Here is a 15,148-nt window from a genome sequence, read left to right as displayed (position 1 = left end):
ACCCGATGGCCGGTGGCGGCATGGGCGGCTGGAGCATGCTCCGGTCGATGCGTGACCGCGATCAGGTTTCCACCCACCAGCTCAAGCACGGCACCGCCAAGCGGATCGTCGCGTTCGCCCGGCCGTACCGGCGCGACATCGTCATCTTCCTGCTCACCGTGGTGATCGCCGCGGTGGTCGGGGTGGCCACCCCGCTGCTCGCCGGTGACGTCATCGACGCGATCGCCAAGGGCGGTCCCGACGCGCGCTCGACGGTGGTCCGGCTCGCCCTGATCATCGCCGCGCTGGCCGTCGCCGACGCGCTCTTCTCCCTGGCCCAGCGCTGGTATTCGGCCCGGATCGGCGAGGGCATCATCCTCGACCTGCGGACCCGGGTCTACGACCACGTCCAGCGGATGCCGCTGCAGTTCTTCACCCGCACCCAGACCGGTGCGCTGGTCAGCCGGCTCAACAACGACGTGCTCGGCGCCCAGCGGGCGTTCACCTCCACCCTGTCCGGGGTGGTCAGCAACGTCATCCAGCTGGTGCTCACCGCCGGCGCGATGCTCATCCTCTCCTGGCAGATCACCCTGCTGGCGCTGGTGCTGCTGCCGATCTTCATCATCCCGGCCCGCCGGGTCGGCCGGCGGCTCGCCGAGATCACGCGCGAGTCGTACAACCTCGACGCGAAGATGAACGCGACGATGACCGAGCGGTTCGGGGTGGCCGGCGCGCTGCTGGTCAAGCTCTTCGGCTCGCCCGAGGAGGAGGCACGCCGGTTCGCCGGCCGCGCGGAGCGGGTCCGGGACATCGGCATCCAGTCCGCCATGTACTCGCGGACCTTCTTCGTGGCCATGCTGCTGGTCGCCTCCCTCGCGCAGGCCCTCACGTACGGCCTGGGCGGGTGGCTCGCCGTCACCGGCGCGGTCAGCGCCGGCACCGTGGTCAAGCTCGCGCTGCTGCTCACCCGGCTCTACGGGCCGCTCACCGCGCTCTCCAACGTCCGGGTCGACGTGATGAGCGCGCTGGTCTCCTTCGACCGGGTCTTCGAGGTGCTCGACCTGCGGCCCGGCATCGAGGAGAAGCCCGCCGCGGTGCCGGTGCCCCGGGGCAGCGGCCGGGTCGAGTTCCGGGATGTGCGGTTCCGCTACCCGAGCGCCGCCGAAGTGTCGCTGGCCTCGCTGGAAGAGGTCGCCACGCTGGACCGGACGGTCAACGAGCCGGTGCTCAAGGGCGTCTCGTTCAGCGTCGAGCCCGGGCAGATGGTGGCCCTGGTCGGTCCCTCCGGCGCCGGCAAGTCGACGCTGTCCATGCTGATCTCCCGGATCTACGACGTCTCCGACGGGCAGGTGCTGGTCGGCGGCGTCGACGTCCGGGACGCCACCCTCGCCTCGCTGCGCGACGAGATCGGCGTGGTCACCCAGGACTCCCACCTGTTCCACGAGACCATCCGGGAGAACCTGCGGTACGCCAAGCCGGACGCCACCGACGACGAGATCTGGGCGGCCCTGGCCGGCGCGCAGGTGGCCGACCTGGTCCGCTCCCTGCCCGACGGGCTCGACACCACGGTCGGTGAGCGCGGCTACCGCTTCTCCGGCGGCGAGAAGCAGCGCATCGCCATCGCTCGGCTGCTGCTCAAGGCCCCGTCGATCGTCATCCTCGACGAGGCCACCGCCCACCTCGACTCGGAGAGCGAGGCGGCGGTGCAGCGGGCGCTGTCCGTGGCGCTGACCGGGCGTACCGCCCTGGTGATCGCGCACCGGCTCTCCACCGTCCGGGACGCCGACCAGATCCTCGTCCTCGACGAGGGGCGGATCGTCGAGCGCGGCCGGCACGAGGAACTGGTCGCCGTGGGCGGCCTCTACGCCGAGCTCTACCGCACCCAGTTCGCGGTGGCCGACTCGCCGGCCCCGTACGCCGAGCCGGACCAGCCGGAGCCGGTGGTCACCACCGTGCCGCTCGGCACGTACGTGGCGCAGGAGGCGCTGCCGCCGGCCGCGGCCAACTAGCCGGAGACTCGGCGCCGACCAGAGCGGCTCCTCAGGCGTTCGTCGCCGCGTGCAGCTCGCCGAAGGCGGCGCCGAGCGTCTCCGGCGTGAAGTGCGCGTTCAACCCGCTGGGGTTGGGCAGCACCCACAGCCGGGCGCCGCCGAGTGGCTCCGGCTGCGGGCCGAAGCCGGCCTTCGGCCGCGCGAACCCCACCCGGTACGCGGTCACCCCGACCACCGCCACCCAGCGCGGCCGGTACCGCTCGACCTTGCCGGTCAGCACCTCCGCGCCGCGTACCAGCTCCTCGGCGGTCAGCTCGTCGGCGCGGGCGGTGGCGCGGGCCACCATGTTGGTGATGCCCAGGCCGAGGGCGGGCAGCGCCTCCTGCTCGCTGGGGTGCAGCTGGCGCGGGGTGAAGCCGCCCCGGTGCAGCGCCGGCCAGAACCGGTTGCCCGGCCGGGCGAAGTGCCAGCCGGTGGCCGCCGACCAGAGCCCCGGGTTGATTCCGACGAAGAGCACGTCCAGGCCGGGCGCGATCAGGTCCGGCAATAGCCTGCCGGCGGCCGCCGCGAGCTGCTCCTTCGTCGGGCGGGGATACGGCGGTGCGGCCGGCGGCTCGGCTGTCCGGCCCGGGCTGTCCCCGCCGGCGCGGGATGCCCCCGCCCGGCGCGCACCGGCCGCGGTCCGGGCCCCGTCCGGCGGGCCCGCCCCGGGCCGGCGTCGCCCTGCCGTCACAGCCCGCGCAGCGCGCCGCCGTCGACCGGCACGGTCACCCCGGTCACGTAGCTGGCGGCCGGGGAGAGCAGGAACGCCGCGACCCGGCCGAACTCGGCCGGATCGCCGAGCCGGCGCAGCGGGATGTCGGCCTCCGCCTCGGCCCGGGCGCGCTCCGGGTTGCCGCTGGCCGCCATGAGTTCCTTGTTGCGGTCGGTCATGATCCGCCCCGGTAGCAGCGAGACCACCCGTACCCCGCGCGGTCCGTACTCGTCGGCGATGTCCTTGGCCACGCCGGCCAGACCGGGGCGCAGGCCGTTGGAGATGCCGAGACCGGGCAGCGGGCTCCGCGCCGAGGTGGAGAGGACCAGCGCGATCACGCCTCCGTCGGGGAGGGCGGCGGCGACCTTACGGGCGGTGCGGACACTGCCCAGGAAGATCGTCTCGAAGGACTCCCGCCACTGTTCGTCGGTCACCCGGGCGGCGCTGCCCGGCGGGGGCCCGCCCACCGAGATCAGTGCCCCGTCGAGCTGGCCGAACCGCTCGCACGCCAGCGCGACCAACCGCTCCGGGGCACCCGGGTCGGTCAGGTCGGCAACCAGGCCGATCGCCCGCTCCGGCCCGCCGAGCGCTTCGACCGCTGCGGTCACCCGTTCCGGGGTGCGGGCGGAGATCACCACCCGTGCCCCGTCGGCGACGAGTTGCTCGGCGGTGGCGAAGCCGAGGCCACGGGAGGCGCCGGTCAGCACGTACACCCGGTCGGCGAGTCCGAGATCCATGTGTCCGATCCTGCCGTACCCGGGACCGGCTGTCAGCGGTGGGCCGGGCGGAGCAGGCGTACCCGACCGGCGAGCTGCACCGCGACGGCGCCGCCGGCCCGGGCGACGGCCGGCAGCCGGCGGGGGCGGGGGGTGGTGCGGCCGTCGTAGCGGGTGGCGGCCTCGCGGCTGGCCAGCTCCTCCGCGCCCAGCGCCGGCAGCCTGTCGTGGTCGCGCAGCTCCCGGGCCAGGTCCCAGCCGTCGCGCAGCGACCCGTTGGTCGGCCGGCCGGCCGCCCATTCGGCGAACGTGGCCGACCAGCCGGCGCCGAGGCCGGCGGCGAGCAGCGGCCAGTGCCGGGCCACGTCGCCCGCGCGTTTGCGCAGCAGGGCCTGGCGGGCCGCCGCCACCGGCCCGGGGGCGAACCCGGGCGGCAGCGGCCCACCGGCGACCAGCGCCGCGACCAGCTCCGCCTGCCGCGCGGCCAGGCCCTCGCCCGCATCGGCCGGGGCGGCACCGGGCGCGGCCGGGGGAGCGGCGGGTCGCGTCGCGCCCGGGGCGGCCGGATCCGCCCCGGCGGCGCGGTCGCGGCGGGTGCGGGTCATGTGACCACCGGGTACCCGGAGGCGGCGGCGAGCGCGTCCAGCTCGCCGCGCAGCTCGGCGGCGGGCGGGTAGTGGCCGTCGCGTTCCAGCAGCAGCGCCGGGGGCCGGCGCCGGGCGCACAGCTCACCGACCAGATCGAGCACCTCGACGGGGACGGGGTCGGTGTGCGTGTCGTGGTAGAAGCCGCCCTGCTCGGCGCCGCCGGCCACGTGGACGTAGGCGACCCGGTCCAGCGGCAGCCGGTCCAGCAGCGCGCGGGGGTCGCCGCCCCGGTTACGGGCGTTGGCGTGCACGTTGGCGAGGTCGAGCAGCAGCAGCGCCCCGGTGGCGTCGAGGATCTCGGTGAGGAAGTCGGCCTCGTCCAGCTCGTCGTCCGGCCAGTCGAAGAGCGCGGCGATCGGCTCGAGGGCGAGCGGCACCGGCAGCTCAGCCTGCGCCCGCCGCACGTTCGCCACCACCGCGGCGACCGCCTCCCGGCTGCGCGGCAGCGGCAGCAGGTGACCGGCCTCCAGACCGCCGGCCCGGACGAACGCGATGTGCTCGCTGACCAGCGGGGCGTTCACCGCCGCGGCCACGCCGGCCAGGTGCGCCAGCCGGGCCCGGTCGACCGGCTCCGCACCGCCGAGGGAGAGCTTCACCCCGTGGGGTACGACGGTGACCCCGCGCTCGCACAGCTCGGCGAGGCCGTCGGAAAGCGGGCCGGCCGGGTTGACCGTCTCCGCCACCACCTCGACGAAGCGCAGCCCGGGCAGGCCGGCCACGAATCCGGCGATCTCCGGTCGCCACCCGACGCCGACCCCGTACGGCCCGGTCAGGGTGGGGGCCGGCGAAGCGCGGGTCATCCGCCGCACCCGCCGCCACCGCACCCGCCGCCGCCCCCGCAGGAACTGCCCCCGCCGCACGAGCTCCCGCTGCTGCAGGAGCTGCTCGAACCGGCCGAGCCGGCGCCGCTCGCGCCGAGCGCCTGGCGCTGGATCTCGGCCTGGTCGGCGAAGCCCGGATCCATGGCCCAGATGGTGGCGGTGCCGAACAGCGCCACGCCCATCGCCGCGGCAGACGGGCCGTACGTGGCGTACGCGGGTGCGGCGGAAGGTCGCAGCCAGGTGTGCCGGTTGCGCAGCTCGTGCAGCGCCCGGTCGGCGGCGCGGGTCCGCCGGGGCGCCCGGGCGAGCAGCAGGAAGGCGATGAACAGCGGTACCAGGCTGAGCAGGAGGAAGCCGGCCGGCCGGCCGTTGGACAGGCCGACGAACGCCCGGATCACCCCGAGCGCCAGGAGGGCGGCGATCAGCATCGGCCCGCGCCGCAGGGCGTTCCGCTGCTCCGGTCCGAGCGCCAGGCCGCGCTGCTGGAGGCCGTCGCGGAGCTGCTCCAGGGCGCGGGTGACCCACTCGTCGTGGCGTAGCTCCCGGGAGTGCACGCCGCGCGCGGCGGCGTTGTAGATGGCCTGGTCGAGCGGGGTGACCCCGGCCGGCAGTGAGCCGGCGGTGGTGAGCCGCCGGTCGGGGGTCACGGTCACCACGCCGGCGTGGCGCAGCCCGCCGAGCGCCGTCCAGACCGCCAGCTGGTCGCCGCCGTTGAGGTGCGCGGCCTGTTGCGGCCCGAGCTGCGCGGCGCCCCCGTCGACCGGAGTGCCGGCCAGGGCGCGGAACCGGTGCACCAGGGTCCCCACGACCAGCACGGCCGCGGCGAGGAGGTACCAGCGCAGGAAGACGGGGCCGGCGATGCCCCAGGTGTCGCCCGGTGCGGCGAGGATGGTCATCTCTGCTCCTGTCGCGAGGGGGTCGCGGCCCATTGTGGAGCAGACCCGCCAGGAGGCAGCCGGCCCGTCGACCGAGTTACCGGACCGAGATACGGCGCGGGCGGTCAGTGGCGGCGGACCGCCTCCTCGACCAGGTCGAGCACCCGCCCCAGGTCGCCGGCCGGGCGGCCCATCGCCAGGTGCAGCACCAACCCGTCGTACGCCAGCTCCAGGAACTGGGCCAGCACGTCGATCGGCACGTCGTCGCGGAGCACCCCCGCCTCCCGCTGGCGGAGCAGGCGTTCCCGGGTGGCCTCCGCGATCGCCGCCGAGCGTTCCGCCCAGCGCTTGGCGAACGCCGGGTCGGTCCGCAGCCGCCGGGAGACCTCCAGCTGGCTGCCGAGCCAGCCGGTGGTGTCCGGGGAGACCGCCCGGGCCAGCAGGTCCCGCATCACCTGGACCAGGCCGTTGCGGGCGACCGTCTCCACCATGACCGCCGCGTCGTCCTCGGCGACGGCGAGGAAGAGCGAGTCTTTGTCGCGGAAGTGGTGGAAGATGGCACCGCGGGACAGCCCAGTGGCCTCCTCCAGGCGGCGGACCGTGGCGCCCTCGTAGCCGTGCCGGGCGAAACAGGCGCGCGCGGCGGCGAGGATCTCCTGCCGGCGCGCGTCGAGCTGGTCCTGGCTTACTCTGGGCACGGACCGATCGTCCCAGGTGGGTCCCGCCGATGCAAACCGTACGTACGGCTTGAGATGCGCCTCCGCATGATCGTTCCGGGGCCCCGCCCGTAGGATCGGCCCATGACCGTGCCCGCCCACCCGCTGACCGTGGCCGCCGTGCAGGCCGAGCCGGTCCCCGGCGACGTCGCCGGCAACGCCGCCACCGCCGCCCGCCTCGTCGGCCGGGCCGCCGGCACCCGGATCGTCGTGCTGCCGGAGCTGTTCCTGCCCGCCTACCACCCGCCGACCCTCGCGGCCGACCCGACCGGCACCCACGTGGCGGCCGACGCGGACGGCCGGGTCGACGACCCGCGGCTCGACCCGCTGCGCCAGGCCGCCCGGGACGGCGGGACGACCGTGGTGGTCGGGGCGGCGGTCCGGCACCCCGACGGGCGGCGCACCATCTCCTCGCTGGTGGTCGACCCGGCCGGCGCGGTGCGGGCGGCGTACGACAAGCAGCAGCTCTGGGGCGGCGAACGCGAGCTGTTCGACCCCGGCCGGCGCGGCGCCACCCTGCTGGTCGACGACTGGCGGTTCGGTCTCGGCATCTGCTACGACGGCTGCTTCCCCGAGCACGGCCGGGCCGCCGCCGCCGACGACGCACACGGCTACCTCTGCCCGAGCGGCTACCTGGCCGGCTCAGAGCACCGCCGCGACCTCTACTACGCCGCCCGGGCCCTGGACAACACCATGTACGTGGTCTTCGCCAACGCGGTCGACGGCGCCGACCCGTGGCGGTTCAACGGCGGCGCCGCGGTGTACGACCCGGAGGGCCGACCTCTCGCCCGGGGCGCGGACACCGGGGAGGACGTGCTGGTGGCCACTCTCGACCCGGCCGCGCTGGCGGCCACCCGCGCCGCGCACACCATGCTCACCGACCGCCCCGCGGACCAGGGGCTTCCGCGGGTGGCCCTGCGCGCCTGACAAGGCGCGGTCGCCGGGCCCTGTCGGCCGGACACCTTGGTCCCGTAAGGTCTCCGCGTGCCGTTGCTCCTGCTCGATCTGGACAACACCGTGCTGGACCGGGATGGGCCGTTCCGCGCCTGGGGTAAGCGCTTCCTGGACGGCATCGGCGCCCCGCCCACCGACCTCGACTGGCTGGTCTCCGTCGACGCGGACGGACTGACCGACCGGTGGGATGTCGCCGACGCCATCCGCGACCGGTACGAGCTGCGGATCCCCTCCATCGACCTGGTCGAGGAGCTGCACGAGGGGGTGGTGGCCCACACCCGGCTGGACCCGCTGGTCGCCTGTGCGCTGCGGATCGCCGACGACGCCGGCTGGGTGCCGGTGGTGGTCACCAACGGCGCGGTACGCCAGCAGGACGCGAAGATCCGCCGCACCGGCCTCGACCGGTACGTCGCCGACTGGGTGATCTCCGAGGAGGCCGGGGTCAGCAAGCCCAACCCGAGGATCTTCGCGCTCGCCGCCCAGCGGGCCCGGATGCCGCTGCGCGGCGCCTGGGTGGTCGGGGACAGCCCGGAGGCGGACATCGGCGGGGCGACCTCGGTCGGCCTGCCCAGCGTCTGGCTGCACCGCGGCCGCCGCTGGTCGGACAACCGGTTCGCCCCCACCCGCACGGTGGACGGGCTGATCGCCGCGGTGGCCGCCGTACTGGCGGGCTGACCGCCGTCACCCGCGCGGCGTAAATCGGTTGACCCGCCCGCGTCCGGTGGTGAGCATGGTGCCGCGCGAGGGCGCAGCCGGGCGGTGCCCGGTCGAGGAGAGGAGGTCGGTCATGGCCGTCTTTGCAGGGTCGTTCCACCTGCCTCCACCAGCCTCGATCGAAGGATCAACCCACCCGTGCGTGATAACGACTTCCCGGCGCCGCAGCGCCGTGGCCGCGGCAAGAGCCGCTTCGACGACGACGAACCGTACTTCCTGAAGCGGGGCCGGCACGCCGAGCCGGCCCTCGCCGAACCCGAGGACGAGCCCGACCCTGAGGACCGCTGGTCCTCCTGGGACGAGGCCGTGCACGGGCCCGAGCCGTATCCCGCGTGGCTGGTCACTGAGCTGGCCGCGAAGGATACCGAACTCGGCGTGCTGAAGACCGGCAAGGAGGCGGACGTCCATCTGGTCCGCCGTGCGGTGCCTGGTACCGACCGCTCCTGCCTGCTGGCGGCCAAGCGCTACCGGGACGCCCAGCACCGGCTCTTCCACCGTGATGCCGGCTATCTGGAGGGGCGCCGGGTCCGGCGGTCCCGGGAGAACCGGGCGATGGCCGGGCGGACCGCGTTCGGCCGGCAGATGATCGCCGGGCAGTGGGCGGCGGCCGAGTTCGCCGCCCTGGCCCGGCTCTGGGAGATCGGCGCCGCCTCCGGGCGGATCGCCGTGCCGTACCCGGTCCAGCTGCTGGGCACCGAACTGATGCTGGAGTTCGTCGGGGACGCCGAGGAGGGGCAGGCCGCGTCGCGGCTGGCCCAGCTCCGTCCCGAGGGCGCCGAGCTGCGCGACCTGTGGGAGCAACTGGTTGACGCCCTGGTCGTGCTGGCCCGGGCCGGGTACGCGCACGGCGACCTGTCCCCGTACAACCTGCTGGTGCACCGGGGGCGGCTGGTCATGATCGACCTGCCGCAGGTGGTCGACGTGGTGGCCAACCCGCAGGGGCCGGAGTTCCTGGCCCGGGACGTCCGGGTGGTCGGCAGCTGGTTCACCGCCCGGGGCCTGCCCGCCGCGGACACCGACCCGGTCGAGCTGACCGAGTTGCTGCTGCAGGAGGCGGGGATCCGCTGAGCGCGCCGCGTCCCGGGCGGGTGCTGTCCCGCCCGGGACGCCGGTGCGTGGTCCGTCGGTCCGGCCGCCGGCGCTGCCACTGCCAGGCGCCGCCGGGACCGCCGATCACTGGAGGTAGCGCTCGACCTCCGGGACCGGGCGTGCGCCCTGGGCGTCCGGGTCACCGTGCGCCTGGCGGGCCGCCCGGCGGCGGCGCAGCAGGTCCCAGCACTGGTCGAGGGACTCCTCCAGGGCCCGCAGCCGCTCCCGGGCCGTGTCGTCGGTGCCGGCCTCGTTCTCCTGCGCGGCCGCGCGCAGCCGGTGCTCCTCGTCGACGAGTTCGGAGATCCGGTTCAGGATGGTCTTGTCGTCCATGCCCCGAAGCTTGGCACAGGGGGCGGTGCCGCGCCCGGGTTCTCCTCGCTGCGCGCCGCCGGGCCGGCTCCCAGCGCCATGATCAGGTTCGCTTGAGCGAAGGTCCGGACGCTGCTACCGTGCGCCGGTGTCGATCGGATGGGTCGATGTACGCCATCGGGCACGTGACCGAAATGGCCCGCCAGGATGGTGTGATGGGTTCCCGTGGTAGGAGTCTCCGTACCAGGTTGTTCGCCCTGCTCGCGTCGCCGGCCGCGCCTCGGGCCTGCCCAGACTCGGCCGGGACAGCGTCGACGTGCTCGGCGCCCGGGCATCCGGGTACGACGCGGTGACCGTGACGCAGGCGCTGGCGGGACCGCGGCCGTGTCCGAACTGCCGGCGGGTGACCGGGAGCGACTGCCGGCGCGGCTGTCGCCGGCCGTCCGCATGGGACGCAGCACGGTGGACGCGCCGTTGACGGTCACCCGCCAGGCCGAGACCGGCGCGGTGGGCCGTGGGCCGGGCATCGCGCACGAGCAGGCGACCTGACGGGAACGCCGCACCGGCGCATCCCAGACGAGCACGGCACACCAGCAGGGGAAAAGAGGACGACGAGTGGGGCAGCAGACGGCTTCGAGCGCGGATCTGACGTGGCTGCTGGATGACCTGGTCGGCCGGGTCAAGCAGGCGGAACATGCCGTGGCGCTCTCCACCGACGGCCTGTTGATGGCCGCGTCCCGGGGGCTGAGCCGGGACGACGGCGAGCACCTGGCGGCGATGGCGGCCGGCATCCAGAGCCTGGCCCGGGGCGCGGGCAAGCGCTTCGGCGGCGGCCAGGTGCAGCAGACGATCATCGAGATGCAGTCGTCGTTCCTCTTCGTCACGGCGGCCGGGCGCAACGCCTGCCTGGCCGTGCTGGCCGCCGAGGACGCCGACGTCGGCCTGATCGCGTACGAGATGGCGATGCTGGTCACCCGGGTGGGCCGGTTCGTCGCCACGCCGACCCGGGAACCGGCCACGGGGGAGAGCCCGGCGCGATGACCGGTCGGACCGCAGCCGACTGACGAGTCCCCGTACGACGTCGACGGGCCCCTCCCCGCACGCGCGGGAAGGGGCCCGTTCTGGGGTACGTCGTCAGCTGGCGATCATGCGACGCAGCACGTACTGCAGGATGCCGCCGTGTCGGTAGTAGTCCGCCTCACCGGGGGTGTCGATCCGGACCACGGCGTCGAACTCCACGCCGGTGTCGGTGGTTACCTTCACCGTACGCGGGGTCTCGCCGTCGTTCAGCGCGGTCACGCCGGCGATGGAGAAGGTCTCCGTGCCGGTGAGCCCCAGCGACTCGGCGGTGGTGTCGACCGGGAACTGCAGCGGCAGCACCCCCATGCCGATCAGGTTCGAGCGGTGGATCCGCTCGTACGACTCGGCGATGACCGCCCTGACCCCGAGCAGCATGGTGCCCTTGGCCGCCCAGTCGCGGGACGAGCCGGAGCCGTACTCCTTGCCGGCCAGGATGACCAGCGGGACGCCCGCCTCCTGGTAGGCCATCGCGGCGTCGTAGATCGAGGTCTGCTCGCCGGTCAGGTGGTTGACCGTGAAGCCGCCCTCGACGCCGGGGACGAGCTGGTTGCGCAGCCGGATGTTGGCGAAGGTGCCCCGGATCATCACCTCGTGGTTGCCCCGGCGGGAGCCGTACGAGTTGAACTCGTGCCGCGGCACGCCGTGCTCGGCCAGGTACTTGCCGGCGGGGGAGTCCGCCTTGATCGAACCGGCCGGGGAGATGTGGTCGGTGGTCACGGAGTCGCCCAGCTTGGCCAGCACTCGGGCGTCGGCGATGTCCCGCACCGGCTTCGGGTCCTTCGCCATGCCCTCGAAGTACGGGGGCTTGCGGACGTAGGTGGACTCGCCGGCCCAGGCGAAGGTGTCACCGGTCGGGGTCGGCAGCGACTGCCACCGCTCGTCGCCGGCGAAGACGTCGGCGTACGCGGAGCTGAAGCCGGTGGCGCCGATCGCCGAGGCGATGACGTCCTGGATCTCGGCGCTGTTCGGCCAGATGTCCCGCAGGAACACCGGGTTGCCCTGGCTGTCCTCGCCGATCGGCTCGTTGGCCAGGTCGATGTCCATGGTGCCGGCGAGCGCGTACGCGACCACCAGCGGCGGGGACGCCAGGTAGTTCATCTTGACGTCCGGGTTGATCCGGCCCTCGAAGTTCCGGTTGCCGGACAGCACCGAGACGACGGCGAGGTCACCCTCGTTGACCGCGGCGGAGACCTCCTCCGGCAGCGGGCCGGAGTTGCCGATGCACGTGGTGCAGCCGTAGCCGACCAGGTTGAAGCCGAGCTTCTCCAGGTAAGGGGTGAGGCCGGCCCGGTCGTAGTAGTCCATGACGACCTTGGAGCCCGGTGCCAGGGTGGTCTTCACCCACGGCTTGCGGGACAGGCCCTTCTCCACGGCGTTACGGGCCAGCAGCGCGGCGCCGATCATGACCTGCGGGTTGGAGGTGTTGGTGCAGGAGGTGATCGCCGCGATCACCACGGCGCCGTGGTCCAGCTCGTACTCGACGCCGTCGGCGCCGGTGACCCGGATCGGGTTGGTGGCGCGGCCACCGGCACCCGCCGCGGCGGTCTCCAGGTCGCGCGGCTCGTCGGCCGGGTCGCTGAACTCGTTGGCCGGCGGGTCGCTGGCCGGGAACGACTCGGCGCTGGCCTCGTCGGCCGGGCCGGCGGCGCCGCGGGGCAGCTGCTCGCGCGCCACGCCCGGCCTGAGCTCCTTCGCCACGCCGGCGGCCTCCTCGGCCACGTAGTCGGTCAGCGCGGAGCGGAACAGCGTCTTGGCGCTGCCCAGCGGCACCCGGTCCTGCGGGCGCCGGGGACCGGCCAGGGACGGCTCGATGGTGCCGAGGTCCAGCTCCAGGCGCTCCGAGTACTCCGGCTCGCGGGCCGGGTCGTGCCAGAGGCCCTGCTCCTTGGCGTACGCCTCGACGAGCGCGACCTGCTGCGGGTCGCGGCCGGTCAGCTCCAGGTAGCGGACGGTCTCGGCGTCGATCGGGAAGATCGCCACGGTGGAGCCGTACTCCGGGGACATGTTGCCGATGGTGGCCCGGTTGGCCAGCGGCACCGCGCTCACGCCCGGGCCGTAGAACTCGACGAACTTGCCGACCACGCCGTGCTTGCGCAGCATCTCGGTGATGGTGAGCACCAGGTCGGTGGCGGTGGTGCCGGCCGGCATCTCACCGGAGAGCTTGAAGCCGACGACCCGCGGGATCAGCATGCTGACCGGCTGGCCGAGCATCGCCGCCTCGGCCTCGATGCCGCCGACGCCCCAGCCCAGCACGCCCAGGCCGTTGACCATGGTGGTGTGCGAGTCGGTGCCGACGACCGTGTCCGGGTACGCCTGGCCGTTGCGCTCCATGACCGTACGGGCCAGGTACTCGATGTTGACCTGGTGCACGATGCCGGTGCCCGGCGGGACGACCTTGAACTCGTTGAACGCGGTCTGGCCCCAGCGCAGGAACTGGTACCGCTCCTTGTTGCGCTCGTACTCCAGCTCGACGTTGCGCTGGAAGGCGTCCTCGCGGCCGAACAGGTCGGCGATGACGGAGTGGTCGATGACCAGCTCGGCCGGGGCGAGCGGGTTCACCTTGGTGGCGTCGCCGCCGAGGTCGCGGACCGCCTCTCGCATGGTGGCCAGGTCCACGACGCAGGGCACGCCGGTGAAGTCCTGCATCAGCACCCGGGCCGGGGTGAACTGGATCTCCACGCTCGGGTCGGCGGTGGGGTCCCAGGCGCCGAGCTGCCGGATGTGGTCGGCGGTGATGTTCGCGCCGTCCTCCGTCCGCAGCAGGTTCTCCAGCAGGATCTTCAAGCTGTAGGGCAGCCGGTCGTGGCCCTCCACCTTGCCGATCTTGAAAATCTCGTAGCTCGCGTCTCCGACGCGTAGCTGGGTCTTCGCACCGAAGGTGTCGAGGCTCGCCACGTCGTACTCCTTCACACCAGCGACCGTGAGTAGTCCTGAGCAGTCTGTCGCACCGGCCCAGGTGTTGCCGTGGTTAGGCGACACTTACCTGCGCCCGGCGCTCAACAAAACCGTACGTCCGTCTTGCTATTCGCGCAACCTCGTGCCAGGGTTCGGGACGAGGAGGTGCCATCATGATCCATCACGTCCTGCTCGCCTGCCCACGGGGCTCCGAGGAGACGTCCCGGGCCTTCTACGTCGGCCTGCTCGGCCTCGTCGAGAAGGCCAAGCCGCCCGTTCTCGCCGCCCGCGGTGGTTGCTGGTTCACCGGGTACGGCGCGGAGCTGCACCTCGGCGTCGAGGACGACTTCCGGCCCGCCCGCAAGGCGCACCCGGCCCTGCTCCGCCCCGACCTCGACGCGCTCGCCGCCCGGCTGGTCGCCGCCGGCCACCCCGTGTTCTGGGGCGACGAGGAGATCCCCGGCATGCGCCGGTTCCACACCCACGACCCGCACGGCAACCGCCTGGAGTTCCTCGCCCCCGCCGCCTGACACGCCCACCGCCCATCGCCGACCGCCCTGCCCGAGCGGACGCGGGTCGGTGGAACGTCATGGCTGTCACAGCGGTCCGGCGACCTCGACGGCACGTCACCGACGAGCGGTGCCCTGCGGCGTCGGGCCGGGTGGCCCGGCCGGGTGGTGGCCGGCTGAGCGGACCGCCGACACCTGGCACCCGGGGGTAGGGTTCGAGGCCGGACCGGAAGGGGTGGCGGGTGCTCGACGTACAACACTGGCTGTCCGCGCTTCCCCCGGGCGTGGTCTACCTGATCGTCGCCGGAGTGATCGGCGTCGAGAGCATGGGCGTTCCGCTGCCCGGCGAGATCGTGCTGGTCAGCTCCGCACTGCTCGCCGCCACCGGGGTGGTGGAGCCGCACTGGGTGGCCACCGCCGCCGCGGCCGGCGCCATCGTCGGGGACTCCGTCGGGTACGCGGTGGGCCGGCGCGGTGGACGCCCCCTGCTCGAACGGCTGGGCCGGCGCTTCCCCCGCCATCTCGGCCCGGCGCACCTCGCCCGCGCCGAGCAGAGCTTCGCCCGGCACGGCGTCTGGGCGGTCTTCTTCGGCCGGTTCGTGGCGCTGCTGCGGATCCTCGCCGGCCCCCTGGCCGGCGCGCTGCACGTGCCGTACCGCCGGTTCCTGCTGGCCAACGCGGCCGGCGGTCTGGTCTGGGCGTTCGGCACCACGTACCTGCTGTTCACCGTGGGCCGGGCGGCCGAGCACTGGCTCAAGGACATCTCCTGGGCGGGCCTGGCGCTCGCCGTGCTCGCCGGCGTGGCCAGCACCTGGTGGCTGCGGCGCCGGGCCCACCGGCTGCAGTCGGCGGAGCCGGCCGCCGAGGCCGCGCCGGTACGCGCTGGCAGCGACCACTGACCCGGAGACGCCGAAGGGCCGGCCCTGTTGTTGGGGGTCGGCCGTTTCTGGGTGTGTCGAAGGGCCGGCCCCTGGTGGGGGCCGGCCCTTCGGGTTATCTCATGTGTCAGGAGGCCGAGTAGCCGCGGGTGGCGATCCAGTCGGCGAGGTTGTCGACGGTGATCCGGTAGGAGGCGGTGTTCGGGTTGGCGGAGTCG

General features: G+C 74.0%; 16 protein-coding genes and 1 pseudogene. 8 read left to right on the top strand and 9 right to left on the bottom strand.

From position 1 onward, the window contains the following. The first annotated feature begins 5 nt into the window (after nucleotides 1-5). Entirely contained in the window at nucleotides 6-1,988 is a 1,983-nt protein-coding gene (locus ABZ783_RS32810) for an ABC transporter ATP-binding protein (protein WP_357445525.1), read from the top strand. 31 nt (nucleotides 1,989-2,019) lie between these two features. Here the strand turns inward: ABZ783_RS32810 and mug are convergent, their stop codons facing one another. The 6 genes from mug to ABZ783_RS32780 all read right to left on the bottom strand — a co-directional run bounded on the left by mug (nucleotide 2,020) and on the right by ABZ783_RS32780 (nucleotide 6,481). After that, nucleotides 2,020-2,703, bottom strand: a complete 684-nt coding sequence (gene mug, locus ABZ783_RS32805; RefSeq protein WP_357445429.1) for a G/U mismatch-specific DNA glycosylase — start codon at nucleotides 2,701-2,703, stop codon at nucleotides 2,020-2,022. Beyond that, a complete protein-coding gene (locus ABZ783_RS32800; protein WP_357445426.1) occupies nucleotides 2,700-3,461 on the bottom strand; it encodes an SDR family oxidoreductase in 762 nt (253 codons plus the stop codon). Before ABZ783_RS32800 ends, mug begins: the two co-directional genes overlap by 4 nt. 32 nt (nucleotides 3,462-3,493) lie before the next feature. Then, nucleotides 3,494-4,045, bottom strand: a complete 552-nt coding sequence (locus tag ABZ783_RS32795) for a hypothetical protein (RefSeq protein WP_357445423.1) — start codon at nucleotides 4,043-4,045, stop codon at nucleotides 3,494-3,496. Next, nucleotides 4,042-4,860 carry a DUF692 domain-containing protein gene (locus ABZ783_RS32790; RefSeq protein WP_357445522.1) on the bottom strand — a complete coding sequence of 273 codons (819 nt, stop codon included), beginning with the start codon at nucleotides 4,858-4,860 and terminating at the stop codon, nucleotides 4,042-4,044. The genes ABZ783_RS32795 and ABZ783_RS32790 overlap by 4 nt, the downstream gene beginning before the upstream one ends. Before the next feature lie 23 nt (nucleotides 4,861-4,883). Next, nucleotides 4,884-5,804 (bottom strand): TIGR04222 domain-containing membrane protein, encoded by a 921-nt coding sequence (locus ABZ783_RS32785; RefSeq protein WP_357445420.1) that lies wholly within the window; start codon nucleotides 5,802-5,804, stop codon nucleotides 4,884-4,886. Between the two features lie 104 nt (nucleotides 5,805-5,908). After that, the gene (locus tag ABZ783_RS32780) at nucleotides 5,909-6,481 is read right to left on the bottom strand and encodes a TetR/AcrR family transcriptional regulator (RefSeq protein WP_073837960.1); all 573 of its coding nucleotides are present in this window, start codon (nucleotides 6,479-6,481) and stop codon (nucleotides 5,909-5,911) included. Nucleotides 6,482-6,583: 102 nt separating this feature from the next. Here ABZ783_RS32780 and ABZ783_RS32775 point away from each other — a divergent pair, with 102 nt between their 5' ends. The 3 genes from ABZ783_RS32775 to ABZ783_RS32765 all read left to right on the top strand — a co-directional run bounded on the left by ABZ783_RS32775 (nucleotide 6,584) and on the right by ABZ783_RS32765 (nucleotide 9,235). Beyond that, complete coding sequence (locus ABZ783_RS32775; RefSeq protein ID WP_357445416.1) at nucleotides 6,584-7,426, top strand: carbon-nitrogen hydrolase family protein; 843 nt, start codon at nucleotides 6,584-6,586, stop codon at nucleotides 7,424-7,426. Nucleotides 7,427-7,483: 57 nt separating this feature from the next. Then, entirely contained in the window at nucleotides 7,484-8,128 is a 645-nt protein-coding gene (locus ABZ783_RS32770; protein WP_357445413.1) for an HAD family hydrolase, read from the top strand. Between the two features lie 177 nt (nucleotides 8,129-8,305). Continuing rightward, nucleotides 8,306-9,235, top strand: coding sequence for an RIO1 family regulatory kinase/ATPase (locus ABZ783_RS32765; RefSeq protein WP_357445410.1), 930 nt, complete (start codon nucleotides 8,306-8,308; stop codon nucleotides 9,233-9,235). A gap of 105 nt (nucleotides 9,236-9,340) precedes the next feature. Here the strand turns inward: ABZ783_RS32765 and ABZ783_RS32760 are convergent, their stop codons facing one another. Next, on the bottom strand, nucleotides 9,341-9,589 hold the full coding sequence (locus tag ABZ783_RS32760) for a DUF2630 family protein (RefSeq protein WP_357445407.1): 249 nt from the start codon (nucleotides 9,587-9,589) through the stop codon (nucleotides 9,341-9,343). Between the two features lie 363 nt (nucleotides 9,590-9,952). On the opposite strand from ABZ783_RS32760, the gene ABZ783_RS32755 reads away from it, so the two are divergent. Continuing rightward, complete coding sequence (locus ABZ783_RS32755) at nucleotides 9,953-10,117, top strand: hypothetical protein (RefSeq protein ID WP_357445404.1); 165 nt, start codon at nucleotides 9,953-9,955, stop codon at nucleotides 10,115-10,117. A 66-nt stretch (nucleotides 10,118-10,183) separates the two neighbouring features. Next, on the top strand, nucleotides 10,184-10,609 hold the full coding sequence (locus ABZ783_RS32750; protein ID WP_357445401.1) for a roadblock/LC7 domain-containing protein: 426 nt from the start codon (nucleotides 10,184-10,186) through the stop codon (nucleotides 10,607-10,609). 93 nt (nucleotides 10,610-10,702) lie between these two features. Here the strand turns inward: ABZ783_RS32750 and ABZ783_RS32745 are convergent, their stop codons facing one another. Beyond that, entirely contained in the window at nucleotides 10,703-13,558 is a 2,856-nt protein-coding gene (locus ABZ783_RS32745; RefSeq protein WP_357445398.1) for an aconitate hydratase, read from the bottom strand. A 158-nt stretch (nucleotides 13,559-13,716) separates the two neighbouring features. Here ABZ783_RS32745 and ABZ783_RS32740 point away from each other — a divergent pair, with 158 nt between their 5' ends. Together ABZ783_RS32740 and ABZ783_RS32735 are read left to right on the top strand one after the other, a co-directional pair. Continuing rightward, nucleotides 13,717-14,073 (top strand): glyoxalase, encoded by a 357-nt coding sequence (locus ABZ783_RS32740; RefSeq protein WP_073837993.1) that lies wholly within the window; start codon nucleotides 13,717-13,719, stop codon nucleotides 14,071-14,073. 221 nt (nucleotides 14,074-14,294) lie between these two features. Then, complete coding sequence (locus tag ABZ783_RS32735; RefSeq protein WP_357445396.1) at nucleotides 14,295-14,951, top strand: DedA family protein; 657 nt, start codon at nucleotides 14,295-14,297, stop codon at nucleotides 14,949-14,951. A 106-nt stretch (nucleotides 14,952-15,057) separates the two neighbouring features. On the opposite strand, the pseudogene ABZ783_RS32730 reads toward ABZ783_RS32735, so the two are convergent. Then, nucleotides 15,058-15,148 (bottom strand): annotated as a pseudogene (locus ABZ783_RS32730) (phytochelatin synthase); the annotation flags it as partial.

This window comes from Micromonospora sp. NPDC047738 (genome assembly GCF_040642675.1).
Lineage (GTDB): Bacteria > Actinomycetota > Actinomycetes > Mycobacteriales > Micromonosporaceae > Micromonospora.
Note: the sequence above shows the minus strand (reverse complement) of the source record. Positions and strands in the feature narration are given on the sequence as shown.

Coding starts and splice junctions, on each gene's coding strand:
- ABZ783_RS32810 (WP_357445525.1), top strand. CDS start 6: ATGGCCGGTGGCGGCATGGGCGGCTGGAGCATGCTCCGGTCGATGCGT.
- ABZ783_RS32800 (WP_357445426.1), bottom strand. CDS start 3,461: ATGGATCTCGGACTCGCCGACCGGGTGTACGTGCTGACCGGCGCCTCC.
- ABZ783_RS32795 (WP_357445423.1), bottom strand. CDS start 4,045: ATGACCCGCACCCGCCGCGACCGCGCCGCCGGGGCGGATCCGGCCGCC.
- ABZ783_RS32785 (WP_357445420.1), bottom strand. CDS start 5,804: ATGACCATCCTCGCCGCACCGGGCGACACCTGGGGCATCGCCGGCCCC.
- ABZ783_RS32775 (WP_357445416.1), top strand. CDS start 6,584: ATGACCGTGCCCGCCCACCCGCTGACCGTGGCCGCCGTGCAGGCCGAG.
- ABZ783_RS32760 (WP_357445407.1), bottom strand. CDS start 9,589: ATGGACGACAAGACCATCCTGAACCGGATCTCCGAACTCGTCGACGAG.
- ABZ783_RS32740 (WP_073837993.1), top strand. CDS start 13,717: ATGATCCATCACGTCCTGCTCGCCTGCCCACGGGGCTCCGAGGAGACG.